A 16,597-nucleotide genomic window follows, 5' to 3' on the forward strand; every position below is an offset into this window, starting at 1 on the left:
TACACTCTGTCTGCATCGGGTTTTCTTATAGCTTACGAAAATTTCTTTTCTACAAAACAGACTTTTTCATAATCTAACCCGATGTACAACCCTTCTGTGAGATTTCCGCGTCGAGATGTTGCGCGTAATCGAGCCAGTTCATTGTGTAGAGATTGGTTACTTTGCTCGTGGCCCAGTTGGTAATTTCGATGTCTGAGAAATACGCTTGATCCGTCACGATCAATTCGCGCGGTTTACCAAATGAGTCATGATATATGTATTTAACCCAGGGGCGGTGCGTGATTTCATAAAATAACGCACTCACAGTCAGCATATTTGCGACGAGTGAGCATGAAAACCCCAGAAGAATACACTTGATGACCTGTTTTGAAAAAGACGGATCATTCAGCCTGCGGGTAACCGCCTGATATGTATTTTTCATCTTCAGACGAAGCTAAGTTCGGAGTGATGCTCGTAATTGCCTGTCGTGGTGTTAACAGGAAAATCGAATGACCACGCATCAACATCAGCCTGCCTGCGATTGAGCGCAAGCTTACCTTGCATGCTGAAATGAACTGTTTTTCGGTCCCGCGGGCGCACGAAAAAGAGCTTTCCCGTCAGGCGGCAAAATTTTTGCACCATCATACTGACGAGTGTTGGATTTTCTGGTTCTGAAAAGGGGTCTTTATGTTTGCAAGAACTGAGGATTGGCAGACCGCGCCGATCAGGAAGGCCTGCGCGTCTGGCGGCTTCGGCAACGGCTGTTGTTTTCAGTCCGAAAAACTGAGCTATGCATGTAGGGGAATAAAGTCGTTTCCAAAGGGCTGCCAGAGTGGCGATTGCCTCGTTGGTCCAGATGACGCGACCCTTTTCCGACCTCGAATGAGGAGAAAAAAAGTAAAGAAAACCGCGATGTAGGGTTGAATCTAGCTCAGAAATGTGCGGGGGGGGGGGGGGCATTCAATGCATTGGCGGCTTTTGCCGCCCGACCGCTTCGCGGTCGATGTACACCCAAACGGAGTGCTTTGCGGCGCACGGCAGAAATCGGACGACCGATCAGCCCGGCAATAAAACCGACATCGGTGCCTTTAGGATAGGAGCGTGAAAGATAGATCTCTTCATCGCGGCTCCATCGTGGACGTATCTGCTTGTCGTACCCGCCAGATGCGCCACCAAGAAACGCGAATGCCTGAACCACTCTTTGCCGGGGGACCGAAAATTTTCCCCTAATGGCTGCTTTTGCAGCTTTGAACATGACTGGCTCCTGCTCTGCGCATCTGGAATATCTTTATTTCCGTATCATAGGTCTTTGAGACAAAGCATCATATTTTTGCCATCGCGCGAAACCGAACCATAAATATCCGGTTTGGGAAGTTGTAGATATATTACCATTTTTTGCTTTGGTTCACATTCGCGCATGCTCGCCATGTACTCCGCGCATGGCCTATCTACCAAACTCTTGCCGCTCAGAGTGCCTCAAAACAGTTTTAGTAGAGTGTCACGTCTGTATTCACAACTTCCCCCCGTATCCTGACAGAACCGATCATAGAGATGAGTTTTGTCAGATGTCTCAAACGTCAAAAGTGTCCAAATCTGCACGCGATCCGAATGTGTGGCTTTCGAGGGATTATGCTCAGGATCTGCTGCTAACGATTGTGCTTCCCGGCGAACCTGCCAATGAGCGTCCACAGTCTTCTTCTGAGCAGGGGAAAGGAGAATGATGCGCCTTCAAAAGCTGTGCATCTATGGGGCGATGATCGGGATGTCACTCGCTTCACCTTCCCTCTCGTGGGCGGATGCCTCTGGATGCAAGGCTTTAGTGCAGGCTGCGGCGACTGGTAAAGCAGCCCAGATCAAAACTGATGATGCCATGATCCAACAACCGGAATCAGTGACCAAGTTTACCTGTCTTGGAAACTTTTTTAACGGTCTGGGGCTGGATGTTCTTACAAACGGGCTGGATATCTCCTCCATAGCCCAATCTGCGATGGGTAAGATCTGCGACGAACTCTCCAACGTATGGGACACACTGGAGAGTGCGGCGCAATGTGGCCTGAACGTGTCCAGTTTTGATGACAATTTCAACCTTGGCCTTGGCGCTGGATCAATATGTCCAACACTGAATTTTGGCGGCGGCGGTGATGAACTCATCAATACCGGTGTCAACTCGAGTGGGACGAGTAGTTATTCGGACGGCAGAAACTCCTATGATGTCAATGGGAGTCTACAGCTTCCAGATGGGTATTCCCTTGGTGATGCGTCTCAGGCTTTCGGGCTGTCGGGAGGTACGCTGTGAAGCTGATCCAAACGCTCGTGATCCTGGTGGCCTTTACTCTTGGTACTTTTATGCCGAGCAAACCGGCCAGTGCTCTTGGTGATGCCGGTCCCATTATTGCTGCGATAACAGCCCTTCAAAGTGCAATGAATTCCGTCGTCCAGTCGACACACAAAATCCTCAATGGATCTGTCGTCGATGGAAATAACGCCATGGTGAAGGGTTTTCAGCAGATTACCAATTACACCAAAGCTCAGGTCGGTGCGCAGGAACAGCTTGCTGACGCAAACAATATGGTCAATGCCCGCCTGAGCCGTGATGTTATTAACGCTCACATCATGGACGAGCATGCCGTCAACCGCCAGGATTGCCTCAACCTAGAAGGCGGACAGGCTGCTGTGGTTGCAGCCAGACAGGCCGGTGATGTCGCTCTGGCACTGGACGTAACTAAAAACAGCAGGACGAGGGCTTCTCGCAATACACCGTCATGGGTAGGAGCCGGACAAGCGTCACAGGCCAATAACACTCTACATTTCTCTAAATACTGTGATGATGCCGAGGCAGAAGCTGGTCTGTGTTCACTCGCTGAAGACACCATGAAGGGCGCGGATCAGAATGCGTCAAGCCTGCTAACCCCACCTGTATACGCTGATCAGAAAGCCATCGACCGGGCCAATGATTATGAGACCACTCTCATCCAGCCGGTTGTTCCGGCCGCAATGCGCGGCAACGCCATAACAACTCCAGATGGCCAACAGGCAATGCCCGGGCGTCGGTCCTATAATGCGGCAATCTCCCTCGCACATAATATTGGGCATGATGTTCTGAGCTGGCGCGCAGGCACAGTGACACTGACGGCCAGCCAGAAAGCTGAAGCCAAAAGAGAGGGGATTACCCAGACTGACGTTGGCAGTTTGTGGGAGGCCACTGATCTCGAAGTAAACCGGCGCTATTCCGGCACTGACTGGCAGGCCGATCTTCAGGCCATGCCGAGTGAAAAATCAGTTCTCATCCAGATTGCTCTGCTGGACGCGCAACGTAACTGGCTGCTTTGGCAGCAACTTAAACTCCAGCAGAAGACCGCGCTGGCTACGGTCAAGCGGCTCGCAATAGAGGCGGACAAAAGCCTTAACCGCTTCTCTCCCCTCCCAGTTCCTAATCCTCAGTAAGTATTGGAAACCATTGTGTCTGAAACTCTTGCGGCCAGCCCCGCCACATCCTTGACCAACCTGCTGGACACCCTTCAAAATCAGCAGAATAACATCCCCGAAGGACAACGTGGCCTTGCTAAAGAATTGGCTGATCTGCGCGAAAGGCTAGAAAAAGACCCATCCCTTGAGAATGATCCAAAATATCTGACACAGGTCGCATGGCTTGTGCAGGATTGGTCAAAATTCAGTGGGACAAACCAGCAGCCAGCTCTTTCTCCAATCTTTCAGGCCGGCCTGACACAGATGGCTGCGCAGTATCCCGGCCTTGCCAACCCGGACCTTAACCGTCTGCTCGGCAATACACGGGAGCTTGCTGACCAGCAGCTGGTTGCCATGATCCGTTCAACGGTTATGGAAGTGGCGGAAATGGCGCCCGCACAGCAGACAGCGATGATGATCGCAATGGCGACACAGCACCTCAGTGACAGGGTGATGGACGCTACAGGTCAGGTTCCGGTTTCACCGGCTGCACAACCTGACCCGGTTATGCCGGTTACAGCAGAGGTTTTCCCTGTGCCTGAACTGGACGAACCAGCCCCGGTCTCAGGACCATCAGCCCCGGATCAGAACACTCAACCAGATCATGAACACGAAGCCGAGCCTTCTGAAGCACCAGGGGCTTCTGGAGGTTTAACCGAAGAAGAAGATAAGGCGATCCGTGCAACCAATAGAAAAGATAACGAAGCACGAGAAAAACAGGAACCCGAAATCGACACGTCTGCTCAGGATAGCCAGCAGCAAGACGCTTCTCAGACGGAAAAACCTGATCAGCGGACACAGCGTGACGTCCGAACCCCAGCCCAGCAGGCACCAAAGGCGGAAACTGCTACAGATCCCTCAGCAGTCAAAGCCGTGCAGGCAGCCCCTGCAGCAGCGCCGGCCGCTGCCAGTATTATGTCGCGTGCCGCCAGTCGATTTGCCTCATGGGGAGCAACTAACCATGCGGCAACAGATACACGACGTATCAACAAACTCATCCAGAGCGTTGACACGGATATTGAGGAAAGCCGTAAAAATTTTCAGACGTTGAAGAATGCGGCCGCGCCATTTTTCAAAAAACTGGAAGCAACCGCCAGTCTGGAAGGGAAGACCATCCCTAAAATTTTGTCCGAAATGGCTCCTGGTGGACAACATCAGGCTTTTGGTCAGGAATTCATGCAGGAACGTCAGAATAATCCTGATGTCCGGAGCTCTTATGAAAAGCTTGTTGGCTCCATGACGAACATGAAACGCAATGTTCTGTCGATGCAGGCCGAAGCAGCCGAACGAGGTGCTACCGATGATCCAGCCGTGAAAATGGCGGAGCAGCGTGTTGGTGAGGTGGGCTTGGAAATGGAAAATATCCCAGGCGTTGAGCCGGGAAAAAACCTTGTGCAGTCAATCGGCCATATCGTCGAGAAGCTTGTGGAGAAAACCCGCGATTTTTTGGGCCTAAATCATCAGCAGGAGCAAGGGCGGGATAGTGGCCCTTCTATGGGGGCCTGAATGATGCGTGGCACCATTTTCAAAGGCATCGCTGCTAGCGGCCTCGTATCTTTGGCACTCCTGTCCGTATTGGCCGCTCCGGCCTATGCAGATGTTACGCCTTCGAGCGTGTCATGGGCAGCATTGGAGGCGGGCAATGATTTTACCGGCCAGATCCTTGACAGCCTCTTCCCTATGGATGGTGCCACACAGACGACAACTGGCCTTATGCTGGAATGGTTTACTGCATATGTGGGAATGATCGCAGCCGTCTGGTTGTTTTATTCGACCATTATCCAGATTCATAAAACGGCGGAAAGCGGGAAAATATTGTCCGCCAGCTTTTCCGGCTGGGTTCCCATCAGGGTTATCGGGGCTATCATCATGATGGCCCCGGTATCCACTAATGGCGGGTATTCTCTTGGGCAGGATCTGATCATCAAGACCGCCAAAGTCAGTATCGGCATGGGAAGGACACTCAAGGATATTGTGATTGACAGCGTGGGACCTAAAGCACTCCCGCTTTCCGCACCGATCATTCCGGGCTCACGTCAGATTGTGCAGGGTGTCATCAATAGCGAACTCTGCCGGAGTTTGATCAACATCGCTGGAAACAACAGCAACCTGGTTCCTGCTCCAGAGGTGTCGATCGGTACCAAAGAAGCTTTCAGGGTGACTGTTTCTTATGACATGGCTCAAGGTGACGCACAGGCTATCCCTGCCTGCGGCAAGATTTCCATGGCCGCAACTGGACAGGTCTCTGCTCAGTTGAGCCTTGCGACCACTCAGAAAAGTTTGAGCACGATTGATTTTTCTGCCGAAGGAAACATGCGTGTTGCGGCTCTTAAGCAGCTCATATCAAACATACGCCCTAACACCGACAGAATTGCCAAGACCCTTTGGGAGACGAGAGACGTAACAGTCCTCAACACGCTCAACTCTGTTTTTACGGGCCAGAGCCAATATTTCTCAGGACGGCTGACCGCCATATCTTCCTCTGCTATTGCAAAAATCCGGGCTGCAGGCAGCAACAACGGGAGCGAAGATTCAGGCATAGTTTTCATGAAAAATCTCGGCTGGACGGGGCTGGGGGCGTACTATCTGGAAATATCGCGCTTAAATGCCGAGGTGCAGGCTGTCTCAGCCATCACACCGTCAGTCCAGAAACCGTCATGGGCAGGTGTTGGGGGGTATCTCTCATCAGATCTTGCGCCTTTCCTCCTGTCCATCACGGGGTATATGGCAAAACAGGACGAAATGCTGGTTACGACGGATCAGTCCTATGCCCCCTCTGCCTCTCCCCAGTTGTTTGCCAATTCTGTTGTCAGTCAGGATGCTCCGGGGGTTTTAGATAAAGTTCTGCGCTACACTGGCCTTTCCGAGAAGACTTTTGTAACAATCATGAACTATCTGGTTATTCCAAGTGCGGGCACCGGATGGACTGATCCGCTGAGCAATATGCTGGGTCTGGGCCATTTCCTCATTATGCTGGCCCTGACCATTATCGGGGCATCGGCCATTGCTTCGAGCAGCTCGGCATCAGCGGCCGCGGGTGTTGTCAGTCTTGCGACCGGTAATTTCGGAGCAGCTGCGGCGGCGGCAGCGGCGGCCACATTTACTGGTGTTGTCACGGCCCTTCTGGTGCCTCTGTTTACTGCGGCTTTTATGCTGATGGCTCCAGGGGTAACCCTGGCCTACATCCTGCCTATGACACCTTGCCTGTTCTGGTATGCGGGGGTGGCCGGCTGGCTGGTACTGGTCGTGGAAGCCATGGCCGCTGCCCCTCTATGGTTTCTGGCCCATATGACGTTCGCGGGGGATGGCATCCATGGGAAAGGAATCAGAGGCTATGAAATTCTTTTCACCATTCTGTTCAGACCATCCATGATGGTTGTTGGCATGATTTGCAGCTATACCATTTTCTCAGGCATGTCCTGGATTATCATGAAGAGCTTCGTTATCGCCTGTGGGTTCGTTTTTGATAACGGATATCTGGTAGATAATTTCATCGGTATCCTCGTGCTGATGGGGCTTTATGTCACCCTTGAAATGACAACGGCCACGTTGTCTTTCCGCCTTATTTCAACCTTGCCGCATCACCTGCCAGATATGGTCGGATTCCGCTCTATCGGCCGGGTTGATGCCGATGCTTTTGTGCAGAACAGTCAAGACCCGGTTAAGAAAGGTGTTGATACTGCCTCTGAGGCCACAAAATCTGTTGTGAAAAACACATCAGATAACTCTTCACAAGGATCAGGTGGAGGTGGTAAACAGAATGAGAACGGAACGCCTAAAATGGATTCAAACACCAAAGCGCAAATGGATGAAGCTCCAGTTGTTGAAGTCTAGTTTTAAGGGATTTTACTATGGGTGACATCTTTGCGTTAGACCAGTTGCAACGTATTAACCGGACTCTTTCCAGAGGCTCCGTGCCTGCGGCTGACTACCGTGAGGCAATGGAGAAGATATCCTTTTTAGAGCAAAACTGCACAATCCTGACCATTAACCGCGACCAGCTTCTTAAGTTTTCTCGGGAACTCGCAGATAAATATAACCCTCTGTTGAGAGAGAGCAGAGAGCTCAAAGCCGAGAAAGAGGCCCGCGAAAAAGCTTGGAAGGCACATTACGGCAAGCTGGTTGATGATTATAATGCTCTCGTAGCCTACTCTAACGATGGGAATCGTGAATATCGAGAGATAGTCGATAAGTATAATGCGCTACTTGAGAAATACCGGAAGGCTACAGGGAAGGATAAAACTTGAGACACCGTTTTGCTGTTCCGGTTCTTGCTCTTCTGTCCCTTTCGTCCTGTGCTGAGGGGAATCTCCACACTGGATCAAGCCGGCCTCTCAAGCCACCTAAAGTGGCTCAGGCTCTTTACGACCCCTATGCTCCTTATGGCTCAGCCCCGGCCAACTGGTCACCGTCTGTTGGCACGTATGATGGTTCAATCATAAAACCAAGTGATCCTACTGATCAGGCAGGCCGCCCAGATTACGAACACGCAAAGTGGAGCGTGAATCAGGCGAGTGACCGGGCTGGGACTTTTTGAGGGCTGAATAGCCCTCGCCGCAAAAAAACAATCAGGCCGGATGCAAGAAACTATGCTTGTATCCAGCCTTAAAGCATTTAATGCTATCGTCTTATCGGGGCCAAAGATTTTTCCCGTTGGACATAAACTCAGAAAAACTCCCAGACCACCCACGACGGATTGTCCAGTTAGAAAAACTGAGGGCAAGGAACTGTCCTGACAGCATAATGATGACGGCCGCCGTCTCGATGCAAACAGGACCAAAGATGAACTGCTTTTCCCAGAAAACGTCATAAAGCCACATCATGCTCATCAGCATTAACAAGACCCCACAGAATACACCGTAATTTCGAGTTCTAACCTGTGCTCTTGTTCTTGCCTGTATATCAGCTGTTAGCGCTTCTACCGTCTCAGTTGCTCCGTCCGTAGTCAGTTCCGGCAAATTTCGCACAAGATGTGAGCCCGTGCGCAGGAGCGACATGCCCTTCGTGAAAGGCCCATAAAGTGGATAGGCCAGCCACAGGGAAACGCGACCAAGACGCTTCAACCCCTGTTTGGTTTTCATCGGGCCACGCCCTCGATCAAGGCGTCAACATTATCAGGGAGCCCCGACTGGGTATGCGAGACACCCGACTTGTCCAACCAGACAATGGTCGGGGTTCCCCTCAGGCCAACCGTATGCGCTTTCTGAAGGTTTAGCTGTAGGCTGGCGCCGGATGTCTCAGTCAATGAGACATCGTCCGGAGCATGGTTAAGTGCAATGATCTGTCGCCAGACACCGATCATCTGCCTTTGTCCAATGCTTAACATGGCCTGCGCTGCCGGAGTGCTGGCGTGATTATTTTCGTAATCGTTGATGGCAATCGGGACGATCGCCAGCTCCAGCTTTCCGTTGTCGACATATGACTGGAGGCTTTGGAGCGCCCTGATCGACCAGGGGCAAAGTGGATCGACAATCATATACAAGCGGGGCGCACCAGCATGCCCATAAAGACCGAAACTGGCTGAGGCCATGACCTTAGCGGCATCGGCGTGTGTGCCCTCGGCCGGCGGTTGTCCACTAACGACTTTTGGCGGATTGGTATGCCCCGCGTCCCATTTTACCGTTGGGATAACGCCTGGGATCATGGAAACTGTATCGCGGGTAATATTATGGCCCTCTGCATCCCACATGACGCCACCGACCTCAGCCTGAAGATCTGGCGTGAGGTAGAAAGTCCTGAAGGTCTGCCCATTTCTGGCAAAAACACCCCGCAGACCGTGATTGGACATACTGTCGCCGATCTCCCAGATCGTTGCCCCATTACTGGCGATACGACGCAAAGCCGGGCTTTGATTGATATCTTCAGCCTTCAATAAGCGCGGAATCGTTGTCCCTTCACTTGTGGCAACGATCTTAACCGGCGGAGCGGAAGGTTCCATGGGAGGCGGTGTCTGGCATTGTCCAGCACTTGCCAACTGAGGAAAAAGAACCACTGAAGTGGCCAGCAGAATGTGTCGCATGAAAGTCTCCTTTGAGACCATTCTGTCAGAGAGTGATGTGAATACAGAAAGAACAAACAGTGAACTCCTTATTCACAACCTCTCATGCGATGATGACACTAGAAACCGACGATAAAGAAGGACATTGATTATGAGCAGATTCTACAAGGTGGCGGCAGCAATAACCCTTATGGGGATAGCCCCACCTGCTTTTGCCCAGCATGCCACACCGAGCGATCTGGATCGGCTGTCGCAGGAACGCATGGAGGATATTGGCCCACGGGACTGGGGTAATCCAGTTAATCCACCTGCCACTGCGAATACTGAGAAAGCATTACCCGTGTCTGTCTCCTGCATGAGCCCGCTGGATGAAACGACACCTTTGTATTCCGCCCCCAATATCAATGCGACAAAGGTGGGGCGAGCGGGCTCCCAACTTGCAGTAACCAGCACTGAAGTGAATGGTTGGCGGCAGGTTCTGCTCAATGGCACGCATATGGCATGGATCCAGGCCAGCCTCATTGGCCCATACAAACCTCTCAATCCCGAACACCCTGTTGGCTGCATTGTCACGGGCGAGCGGGCGGATGGAACAGTTCTGTTCACCCATCCAAGACAGTAGAGCTTCCTTATGCGGGCCTTACGCATCGTAATGCTCCTGACGGTTTGTGGCGCACCACAAACCGTCAAGGCGAGCTCGACGGAACAGATTGTCCCCAGCATTCATGAAACTGGAGCCCCGACTTTTGTCTATGCCGGGAGTAGTGGCGCGTCACAGTCAACAGGCTCCAGTGGGCAGGCCTCCAGTTATTCCGGTGAGTGGGGGAACACAGATGCGATGGCGACCCTGCTCAATCAGACCTATGGCTCTGACGCTGTTGCAGCGGCGAAGGCGGCCGGGATCAATCCGGATACACTGGCAGCTTTTGGTCAGATCGAGAGCCATTATCAGAATACCGGCAATTCGACGTCATCTGCTCAGGGCGTTTGGCAAATCACTGACGGCACATGGAATGAATATGCCGCCAAGGCCGGGGTGAGTGACGAAGACCGGAGTGACCCGGCCGTACAGGCAAAAGTCGCCAGTGCCATTATCAGCGACTATGCGACATCCGTTGCGAGCAGCACTCATGGGACAGTGACGGGAGCGCAGGCCTATGGAGCCTACATGTTCGGCACAACAGCGGGCTCTCAAATGGCCGCTGAATCCAATACGTCCCGCCCACTCAGTGATTTCGTCTCAACCAAAACACTGGCGGCCAACAATATGAGCAACTGGACGGTTGGTCAGTATTACTCAACCGTTTCCCAACGGATGGGTTCTGGCGCTTCGGAAGCGGTCATTTCCTGATGGCTTACACATCCACAGTCATGAGAGGCACAGACTCTGCGAAGTATTTTGCCGAATCAACGCGGTCAAGTCTGTGCATTATCAATAATTTAGGCCATGAGTGTCTATTGGTCTGCGCGGGCTCGGAGTCAGAGTCCCACAGGCATAACAGAGGACCGCCATTGAGATGACGTAAGTACCAAAAAGGAAACCCTGCCTCTCCCGGTCTGCAAACCGGAAAAGCCAGGGCACCAAAGAAACTCAGTTGTGAGGGGGACCAACAATTACCTCCCCTTATAGCGCCTCCCGTTTTTGAACGCAAGTAAATTGCGAACGGGGAAGGTTTGTCTGGTGTCATCGGCATGAGGTGTTGATCTAACCCCCATTGCTGGAGCCACGCCCTGTGCTTCCACTACAGAATGAAACCCCCGGCGTGCTACGCAGGCGCGGCAAGCGTACCTTGACGCCTGCCATGCTTGAGGCACGCGACGAGCTGATGCAGTCCCCACCGGACTGCCCGGAGAAGTATGCGCTGCTCAATGTGCTGCGCGCCCTGCCGCGCGCCCTTAGCTTGAGCCGCAACGCCTATCTTCTGCTCTTACGCATGGTGGAGAAGACGCCAGTCGAGAGCTGGGAGATGCTCAAGACACCGTTCATCTACGCTCATAACAGCACGCTGATGTCCTGGACGGGATTATCCCTCACGGCTTTGCGGCGAGCTGTGCGAGAACTCGCTGATGCGAAAATGCTGGTGCCCTGTGACGGCCGGAATGGTCAGAGGGGAAAACGCTGGCAGGGGGCTGAAGGGGAGATACAGGTCGGTTTCAACCTTGGCTCACTCCGTCATCGCTGGCCAGAATTGCTGGGCAAGCTTGAGGAAGAAAAGCGTCGCCGCTCCCAGGTTGCCTTCCTGCGGGACGCTATTGCCGATCTGAATGAGAATGTTCGCAGGGTGGCTGACGCATCTGGGGATCAGGAGATTGCTATGGAGGCTGCCCGGATTATGCGTCTGCGTCGAGGCACAGAGCAGACTGATACCCTTTCGGCCTATTACGAGGACATGAAAACACTGCTTGCAGGCCTTCAGCCGCAGACAAAATCTGTGGATAAGTCGTCTGAAAACAAGGGCCATCTTGTTCAGAACAGCGTCGAATGTACCCCAGAACTGGCACCCATGGATGCCACTATCGGCACCCACTATACAGATAGAAAAAACAATCAAACATTAGATGTTGTTGTAGTAGCGCCCGATAGGCGCAATCGCATTGAAACAATGCGGCGTGCAGGGCAGGCGGATCATTCCGATCTGGGTGAGGGGCGTGAGAGATCGGCGCTACGTGGATTTCGAGGAACCGCGATGTTCTACCTTTCGGTCTGTCCGGATCTGCGTGACCTCTGCTCAACCTCCACTCCGGACCGAGATGAACTTGCCGATGCGGCCGAGCAGCTCTCCGGACAGATTGGGATCAGTTATCAGTCCTGGCGTGTAGGTTGCGGCATTCTCGGGAAATTTGAGGCTGCGGTCGCTGTGATCGTCATGGCCACAAGACGGGAACATGGGGAAAGTATTCGCCATCCTGACGCGTATTTCCGCTCACTGGTCGACCGTGGGGTGCGCAACACTCTCTTTCTTGACCGAAGCCTCTATGCCTTGCGTGATCTCCATGGTGTCGAGAAAGTGGATATGGTGCCACCACCTTCAAAATTGCCTGCCGCCAAACCCAAAAACCGATGGGGATCTCGGCCATGATTTTGTGGCAGGTAACCTGTGAATGCCGGGGCCGCGAAGAAGACACTGGAACAGATAGCGCGACAGATCTACTCTTGGTCCTGAGGCATTGAAGGAAGGTTCATGACTGAAACTGTCCCCACTCTTGAGACATCGGTTCGTCGCCTGGGCCGGGAATGTCAGCAGGAAAAAACTGTCGAAGCTGTCATAGAGCTTGCACCAACCTATGCCACTGTAGTGGCTTTTGTGAAGGAAGCTGGACTTAGCGCGCCACGTCGTGCGGCCGGGATACAAAAAGAAGGACGACTAGCCTTCCAGGAAGTGATTGATGACTATGATCTCACTGATCCCGCCGATGTCGAGGAACTGGAAATCTGGTTGCGCTCGGATTTACAGGAGATTGTCGACAGGGCGCCCGACATTATTATCGCCGGCCGTGACGAAGTGTTCCAGGTTGAACAGATCATGCTCCAGACCAGTATCGAGCAGCGCCTTGTGGACAAACTTTTCAGGGAGAGGCGTCAGGCGGCCGGACATTTACTCAACCGTGCATGGTTTGCTGGCCAATGGGTTGTTGGTGCATGGGGGGCGTGTACGCGGGTTATGGATAAATGGCAGAAGGAGGCCATAAAAAACCATAGGAATGTCGAACATTCTCCACACCTGGTTAAAAGAGACCTGTCTGAACAAAAGGTTGTCATGCTCAGTGCGTGGAAAAAAGCCATATCGTCTGGCCGACCAGAATAGACACTTCGTCCATTCACAAGTGAGCCTTGCATACTGCTTACAGGACTTTGCCGATGGGGCGGGTCGTTTATGCTAAGGTTTATGCTCACATGTTTACAGATTTGTCGGTCTATGCTCATCCTTTAACCAATCATGGTGTTCAAAATAGTCTTGTTTCGACTGTCGTGTTATGGTGGGTCGGCCTTCTTCTTTTGTTGCATTATGCCAAACGATTTTATCCAAAATATTTCTGGTTTCATTTCATATGGATGACATTCGTTCCCAGCATTTTGCTAACATGTGCCCGCGATGCATATATCCATGGGTATTGTGATAGAAACCAAGCTGTAGGTTGTGGAACTTTGACAGCTGGCCAGATTGTATTTGAATTCGTTCAATGGTCTGTTCTCTGGTCCATCTTCGCACTAGCTATATTTTCATTTGCTGCTGTTTTAGCGTGCGGTAGGAAGCTGATTAAAGGGTCTCAAATTTCAAGTCGACCAAAAATTGATGAATAAGGTGACATGCTCATCGACCTGAAGGCCAATGTTTCCAGGGTGAGCAGGATTAAGTAGGTCTATTGCCTGAACTTATGAAATCACTTGCGAACTCACATGCGACGGTAGGAATTTTGTAGACTTCAATTACGACACAAACGGTGGTCGATCGAATTAGCAGGTCAGTATCCCTTGAAAATTATGAACCGTTCATATATCTTCCTCTTGGCAGGAAGTATTAGGAGGCAATCATGGGTGAACGGGCTGATCTACTCCGCTCTTCAGAAGCGGCATTCGTGTCCGGCATTGCCGTGCACTCGGTCAACCGTGCCATCGACGACCATGTGCTCCCGAAGGGGTTTTTCGAGGTTGAGGGTGGTCGTCGGCTGACGCCTGGTGCTTGTGTGATGATTGCTTTCTACCATGGCACGGCTGAGGACTTCACTGCCCCGCTGCGTAAGCACATTCTTGCGCGCTTTGAGGACCGTCTGCGATTCGTCGAGTTCAGCCATTATCACACGCTGGCGCAGGAGAACTGGAAGCTCGTCGAGCATTATTGGAGCGTTGACCTTGCTCCCTTCATCGAACGTACTGTCTGCAGCTACGAGCGGTTGCGAGAGGCCGAAGCAGTGGTTTCGCGTGACGAGGAGGTAATGGGTGGCGCCGAGGTGCTGCACGGGACACGCGTGCTCGTGCACGATGTTGCGGCGGCCGTCTCCAGCGGAGAGACCTTGGATCGCATCCGGGACGCTTACCCGTCACTCACCGATCGACAGATCGAACTCGCGAGCATTTACGCGATAGCGCACCCGCAGCGCGGCCGACCGCGCATGACCCTCCTGCCAATTGGTACCGAACGTATCGACCGCAAGGTCGTGCCGCGCAAGACGGCCGGATGAAGTTTCTAGTCGATGAGTGCCTAAGCCAGCGATTGGCGACTATGGCCGTAGCCAGTGGTTATGTGGAATCTTCCCATGTCGTATGGCGTGGCAAGAGCGGTATGAAGGATTGGGACCTAATTAAGTTAGTTGTCGATGAAGACTGGACATTAGTGACGAAGAATTCCTACGATTTCCGCGGCCCTGCGGATGTACCTGGAAAGCCGGGCCTTTACGCAGCACAGGCTATCCATGCTGGGCTTGTCTGTTTGAATGGACCACCTGGGATGGATCTCGCGTTGCAAGAGGAGTTGTTCGATCTGGCAATGGACCAGATCTCTGCGCTGGACGACGATCTTGTGAATCAGGTGCTTGAGCTAACGGTCGACAAGACGAAGATCGTGACCGACCGTTACATGCTGCCGAAACCTTAGCCTTCATCGACCGCATTGATGATGTCGATGATCACCTAACGTGTTGTCGGTCAAGGATTGTTGACTTCGCAGCCTTGCCTGTCGGCTCCGATAATTGAACAGATGGGCTGCTTCCGCCCTCTTCTCGGACACCGAAGTGAAATTTTGCGCTTTCCCGAACCGGACGTGGCTTCTAGCGTGCTAAGGCTGGCGTCCCTAAACCAGCCGTGGTCCAGACCGCCTCCGAAAGGTTGCTAAACCCAACCTCAGCGTTAACATTTCCAAATAGTTATCGAATGAATTTTGCTGATGCAGTTTACATACCGCGCTTGAGGTGACCATTTAGTCTCGAAAGACTGTTCTTAAAAGATAAATGAAGGGTCCTACTACTATATGCATGATATCGGATCGCAAACCCTGCAAGCAAGGTATGGGGTAGAACTCGCGCACTTGGTACGCTCGTGCATCGCTAATCTTGATGATCCAAAAAAGTGTGAGGAAGCTGAGCAGAACAGAGTGTATGCTCCGGCTATGTGTAACGCTTTATCCACGGCGGGCATTGAGAGCACGTGCGAGCTGAGTTTGCAGGTACTTAGGCTTTCAGATATTATGTACGCAAAGGATGCCGAGCGCGCCGGTAACATTAAGAGCGATGCGCATACGATTCTTGTTGAGCTGTGCTCTAGGTTGGAGACTCAGCGAAAGGTAAATTTAGTTCAAGTTTGCTGGCATGAATGTGGCCATGTCATGATGGCGCACAAGAATAAAGTTCCTTCCGAAGCTGTCATCGTCGATTGGCACGATATACCCTTTTCGTGGGCCGGGCGAAGATTCGGTGCTGATGCCTCCGGTCGAGCAGGGCAAGAGATATACGCCGGGGGGGTGGCGGCCGAACTTTATCTGGCGCGTGCAGCTGGCCATGGGCTAAGCAGCTTGCAGCTTGATAATGTGACTAAGCGCGCGGGGACAGATATTAAAAAGTACGAAGCCTCTACTGCCCATACATCTGATTGCCTGTCGTTTCTCGATTGCGCCACTGAGATATCGCATCTCTTCAATGCGGCCGAGGGCGCGATTATGCGTAGGATGGTGACGCTTTTGATTGAGCGGAAACGCCTTGGCGCCCCCGTTTTACGTGCGCTCTTGAACGAGATCGAGCCGACCGTCGAAAATTTTAAAGACGACGAGTTTCTTCTAAATCTAGAAGCACAGGTCTTCCAAGGTTACCCGCAATCACACGTGATGCCCTGAGCCAAAAATCTCTGGTCCAATGCTCCACCGTCTTAGAGAGAGCGAGCCGCGCTGGAATTGGCGAAAACGTCAGATCCAAAAGATTTTGTGCCACGAAGCCGACAGACTGGAATCCCCCCAAATCTGCCTGTCGGCTTCACCAATTAAGCAGACAGGCAGTGCTCACCTCAAGTCAGACGAGGTGGTAAGCCTTCTGTTGTATTCCTCGTGAGGCTTCCCTAATTCATAGGAACTGCGTCTTTTAAGAAGGATCTGTCATGACCAGCCTGTTTGAGCCGATTGAACTGGGAAGCATTTACGCCAAAAACAGAATTCTCATGGCGCCGCTGAC

The 16,597-nt window shown here is 52.3% G+C and carries 18 protein-coding genes; 13 read left to right on the forward strand and 5 right to left on the reverse strand.

From position 1 onward, the window contains the following. Positions 1 to 73: 73 nt before the first annotated feature. From GOB86_RS16640 to GOB86_RS12635, 3 genes are read right to left on the reverse strand one after another with little or no spacing between them, the layout of a single operon-like run. Complete coding sequence (locus GOB86_RS16640) at positions 74 to 421, reverse strand: DotI/IcmL/TraM family protein (RefSeq protein WP_165992830.1); 348 nt, start codon at positions 419 to 421, stop codon at positions 74 to 76. Between the two features lie 2 nt (positions 422 to 423). Further along, positions 424 to 939: a hypothetical protein gene (locus tag GOB86_RS12630; RefSeq protein WP_165992832.1), complete on the reverse strand. Its 516-nt coding sequence runs from the start codon at positions 937 to 939 to the stop codon at positions 424 to 426. Next, the gene (locus tag GOB86_RS12635) at positions 911 to 1,234 is read right to left on the reverse strand and encodes a hypothetical protein (RefSeq protein WP_165992834.1); all 324 of its coding nucleotides are present in this window, start codon (positions 1,232 to 1,234) and stop codon (positions 911 to 913) included. Before GOB86_RS12635 ends, GOB86_RS12630 begins: the two co-directional genes overlap by 29 nt. Positions 1,235 to 1,696: 462 nt before the next feature. Here GOB86_RS12635 and GOB86_RS12640 point away from each other — a divergent pair, with 462 nt between their 5' ends. From GOB86_RS12640 to GOB86_RS12660, 5 genes are read left to right on the forward strand one after another with little or no spacing between them, the layout of a single operon-like run. Continuing rightward, entirely contained in the window at positions 1,697 to 2,275 is a 579-nt protein-coding gene (locus tag GOB86_RS12640; protein ID WP_165992837.1) for a hypothetical protein, read from the forward strand. After that, complete coding sequence (locus tag GOB86_RS12645) at positions 2,272 to 3,423, forward strand: hypothetical protein (RefSeq protein WP_165992839.1); 1,152 nt, start codon at positions 2,272 to 2,274, stop codon at positions 3,421 to 3,423. Before GOB86_RS12640 ends, GOB86_RS12645 begins: the two co-directional genes overlap by 4 nt. A 51-nt stretch (positions 3,424 to 3,474) precedes the next feature. Then, positions 3,475 to 4,950, forward strand: a complete 1,476-nt coding sequence (locus tag GOB86_RS12650; protein ID WP_165992841.1) for a hypothetical protein — start codon at positions 3,475 to 3,477, stop codon at positions 4,948 to 4,950. After that, positions 4,951 to 7,278, forward strand: coding sequence for a DotA/TraY family protein (locus GOB86_RS12655; RefSeq protein ID WP_165992843.1), 2,328 nt, complete (start codon positions 4,951 to 4,953; stop codon positions 7,276 to 7,278). A 17-nt stretch (positions 7,279 to 7,295) separates the two neighbouring features. Then, complete coding sequence (locus tag GOB86_RS12660) at positions 7,296 to 7,691, forward strand: hypothetical protein (protein WP_165992845.1); 396 nt, start codon at positions 7,296 to 7,298, stop codon at positions 7,689 to 7,691. A 381-nt stretch (positions 7,692 to 8,072) separates the two neighbouring features. On the opposite strand, the gene GOB86_RS12665 is transcribed toward GOB86_RS12660, so the two are convergent. Then, positions 8,073 to 8,525, reverse strand: coding sequence for a hypothetical protein (locus tag GOB86_RS12665; RefSeq protein WP_165992847.1), 453 nt, complete (start codon positions 8,523 to 8,525; stop codon positions 8,073 to 8,075). Then, positions 8,522 to 9,463, reverse strand: a complete 942-nt coding sequence (locus GOB86_RS12670; RefSeq protein WP_165992849.1) for a DsbC family protein — start codon at positions 9,461 to 9,463, stop codon at positions 8,522 to 8,524. The genes GOB86_RS12665 and GOB86_RS12670 overlap by 4 nt, the downstream gene beginning before the upstream one ends. Positions 9,464 to 9,593: 130 nt before the next feature. On the opposite strand from GOB86_RS12670, the gene GOB86_RS12675 reads away from it, so the two are divergent. The 8 genes from GOB86_RS12675 to GOB86_RS12710 all read left to right on the forward strand — a co-directional run bounded on the left by GOB86_RS12675 (position 9,594) and on the right by GOB86_RS12710 (position 16,266). Beyond that, the gene (locus tag GOB86_RS12675) at positions 9,594 to 10,064 is read left to right on the forward strand and encodes an SH3 domain-containing protein (protein ID WP_165992851.1); all 471 of its coding nucleotides are present in this window, start codon (positions 9,594 to 9,596) and stop codon (positions 10,062 to 10,064) included. 216 nt (positions 10,065 to 10,280) lie between these two features. Continuing rightward, the gene (locus GOB86_RS12680; RefSeq protein ID WP_242012664.1) at positions 10,281 to 10,793 is read left to right on the forward strand and encodes a transglycosylase SLT domain-containing protein; all 513 of its coding nucleotides are present in this window, start codon (positions 10,281 to 10,283) and stop codon (positions 10,791 to 10,793) included. 412 nt (positions 10,794 to 11,205) lie between these two features. Then, positions 11,206 to 12,522 (forward strand): replication initiation protein RepC, encoded by a 1,317-nt coding sequence (gene repC, locus GOB86_RS12685; protein ID WP_338421531.1) that lies wholly within the window; start codon positions 11,206 to 11,208, stop codon positions 12,520 to 12,522. Between the two features lie 102 nt (positions 12,523 to 12,624). Beyond that, entirely contained in the window at positions 12,625 to 13,248 is a 624-nt protein-coding gene (locus GOB86_RS12690; protein ID WP_165992858.1) for a hypothetical protein, read from the forward strand. 53 nt (positions 13,249 to 13,301) lie between these two features. Further along, the gene (locus GOB86_RS12695) at positions 13,302 to 13,745 is read left to right on the forward strand and encodes a hypothetical protein (RefSeq protein ID WP_165992861.1); all 444 of its coding nucleotides are present in this window, start codon (positions 13,302 to 13,304) and stop codon (positions 13,743 to 13,745) included. Between the two features lie 230 nt (positions 13,746 to 13,975). After that, a complete protein-coding gene (locus tag GOB86_RS12700; protein WP_165992863.1) occupies positions 13,976 to 14,623 on the forward strand; it encodes a DUF433 domain-containing protein in 648 nt (215 codons plus the stop codon). Further along, complete coding sequence (locus tag GOB86_RS12705; RefSeq protein ID WP_165992866.1) at positions 14,620 to 15,036, forward strand: DUF5615 family PIN-like protein; 417 nt, start codon at positions 14,620 to 14,622, stop codon at positions 15,034 to 15,036. The genes GOB86_RS12700 and GOB86_RS12705 overlap by 4 nt, the downstream gene beginning before the upstream one ends. Before the next feature lie 372 nt (positions 15,037 to 15,408). Continuing rightward, on the forward strand, positions 15,409 to 16,266 hold the full coding sequence (locus GOB86_RS12710; protein WP_165992868.1) for a hypothetical protein: 858 nt from the start codon (positions 15,409 to 15,411) through the stop codon (positions 16,264 to 16,266). The last annotated feature ends 331 nt before the right edge of the window (positions 16,267 to 16,597 follow it).

The sequence above is a fragment of the Acetobacter lambici genome (assembly GCF_011516885.1).
In the GTDB taxonomy this organism is placed as follows: Bacteria; Pseudomonadota; Alphaproteobacteria; order Acetobacterales; family Acetobacteraceae; genus Acetobacter; species Acetobacter lambici.

Coding starts and splice junctions, on each gene's coding strand:
- GOB86_RS12640 (WP_165992837.1), top strand. CDS start 1,697: ATGATGCGCCTTCAAAAGCTGTGCATCTATGGGGCGATGATCGGGATG.
- GOB86_RS12665 (WP_165992847.1), bottom strand. CDS start 8,525: ATGAAAACCAAACAGGGGTTGAAGCGTCTTGGTCGCGTTTCCCTGTGG.
- GOB86_RS12635 (WP_165992834.1), bottom strand. CDS start 1,234: ATGTTCAAAGCTGCAAAAGCAGCCATTAGGGGAAAATTTTCGGTCCCC.
- GOB86_RS12690 (WP_165992858.1), top strand. CDS start 12,625: ATGACTGAAACTGTCCCCACTCTTGAGACATCGGTTCGTCGCCTGGGC.
- GOB86_RS12670 (WP_165992849.1), bottom strand. CDS start 9,463: ATGCGACACATTCTGCTGGCCACTTCAGTGGTTCTTTTTCCTCAGTTG.
- GOB86_RS12700 (WP_165992863.1), top strand. CDS start 13,976: ATGGGTGAACGGGCTGATCTACTCCGCTCTTCAGAAGCGGCATTCGTG.
- GOB86_RS12660 (WP_165992845.1), top strand. CDS start 7,296: ATGGGTGACATCTTTGCGTTAGACCAGTTGCAACGTATTAACCGGACT.
- GOB86_RS12655 (WP_165992843.1), top strand. CDS start 4,951: ATGATGCGTGGCACCATTTTCAAAGGCATCGCTGCTAGCGGCCTCGTA.
- GOB86_RS12680 (WP_242012664.1), top strand. CDS start 10,281: ATGGCGACCCTGCTCAATCAGACCTATGGCTCTGACGCTGTTGCAGCG.
- GOB86_RS12630 (WP_165992832.1), bottom strand. CDS start 939: ATGCCCCCCCCCCCCCCGCACATTTCTGAGCTAGATTCAACCCTACAT.
- GOB86_RS12705 (WP_165992866.1), top strand. CDS start 14,620: ATGAAGTTTCTAGTCGATGAGTGCCTAAGCCAGCGATTGGCGACTATG.
- GOB86_RS16640 (WP_165992830.1), bottom strand. CDS start 421: ATGAAAAATACATATCAGGCGGTTACCCGCAGGCTGAATGATCCGTCT.
- GOB86_RS12695 (WP_165992861.1), top strand. CDS start 13,302: ATGGGGCGGGTCGTTTATGCTAAGGTTTATGCTCACATGTTTACAGAT.
- GOB86_RS12710 (WP_165992868.1), top strand. CDS start 15,409: ATGCATGATATCGGATCGCAAACCCTGCAAGCAAGGTATGGGGTAGAA.
- GOB86_RS12675 (WP_165992851.1), top strand. CDS start 9,594: ATGAGCAGATTCTACAAGGTGGCGGCAGCAATAACCCTTATGGGGATA.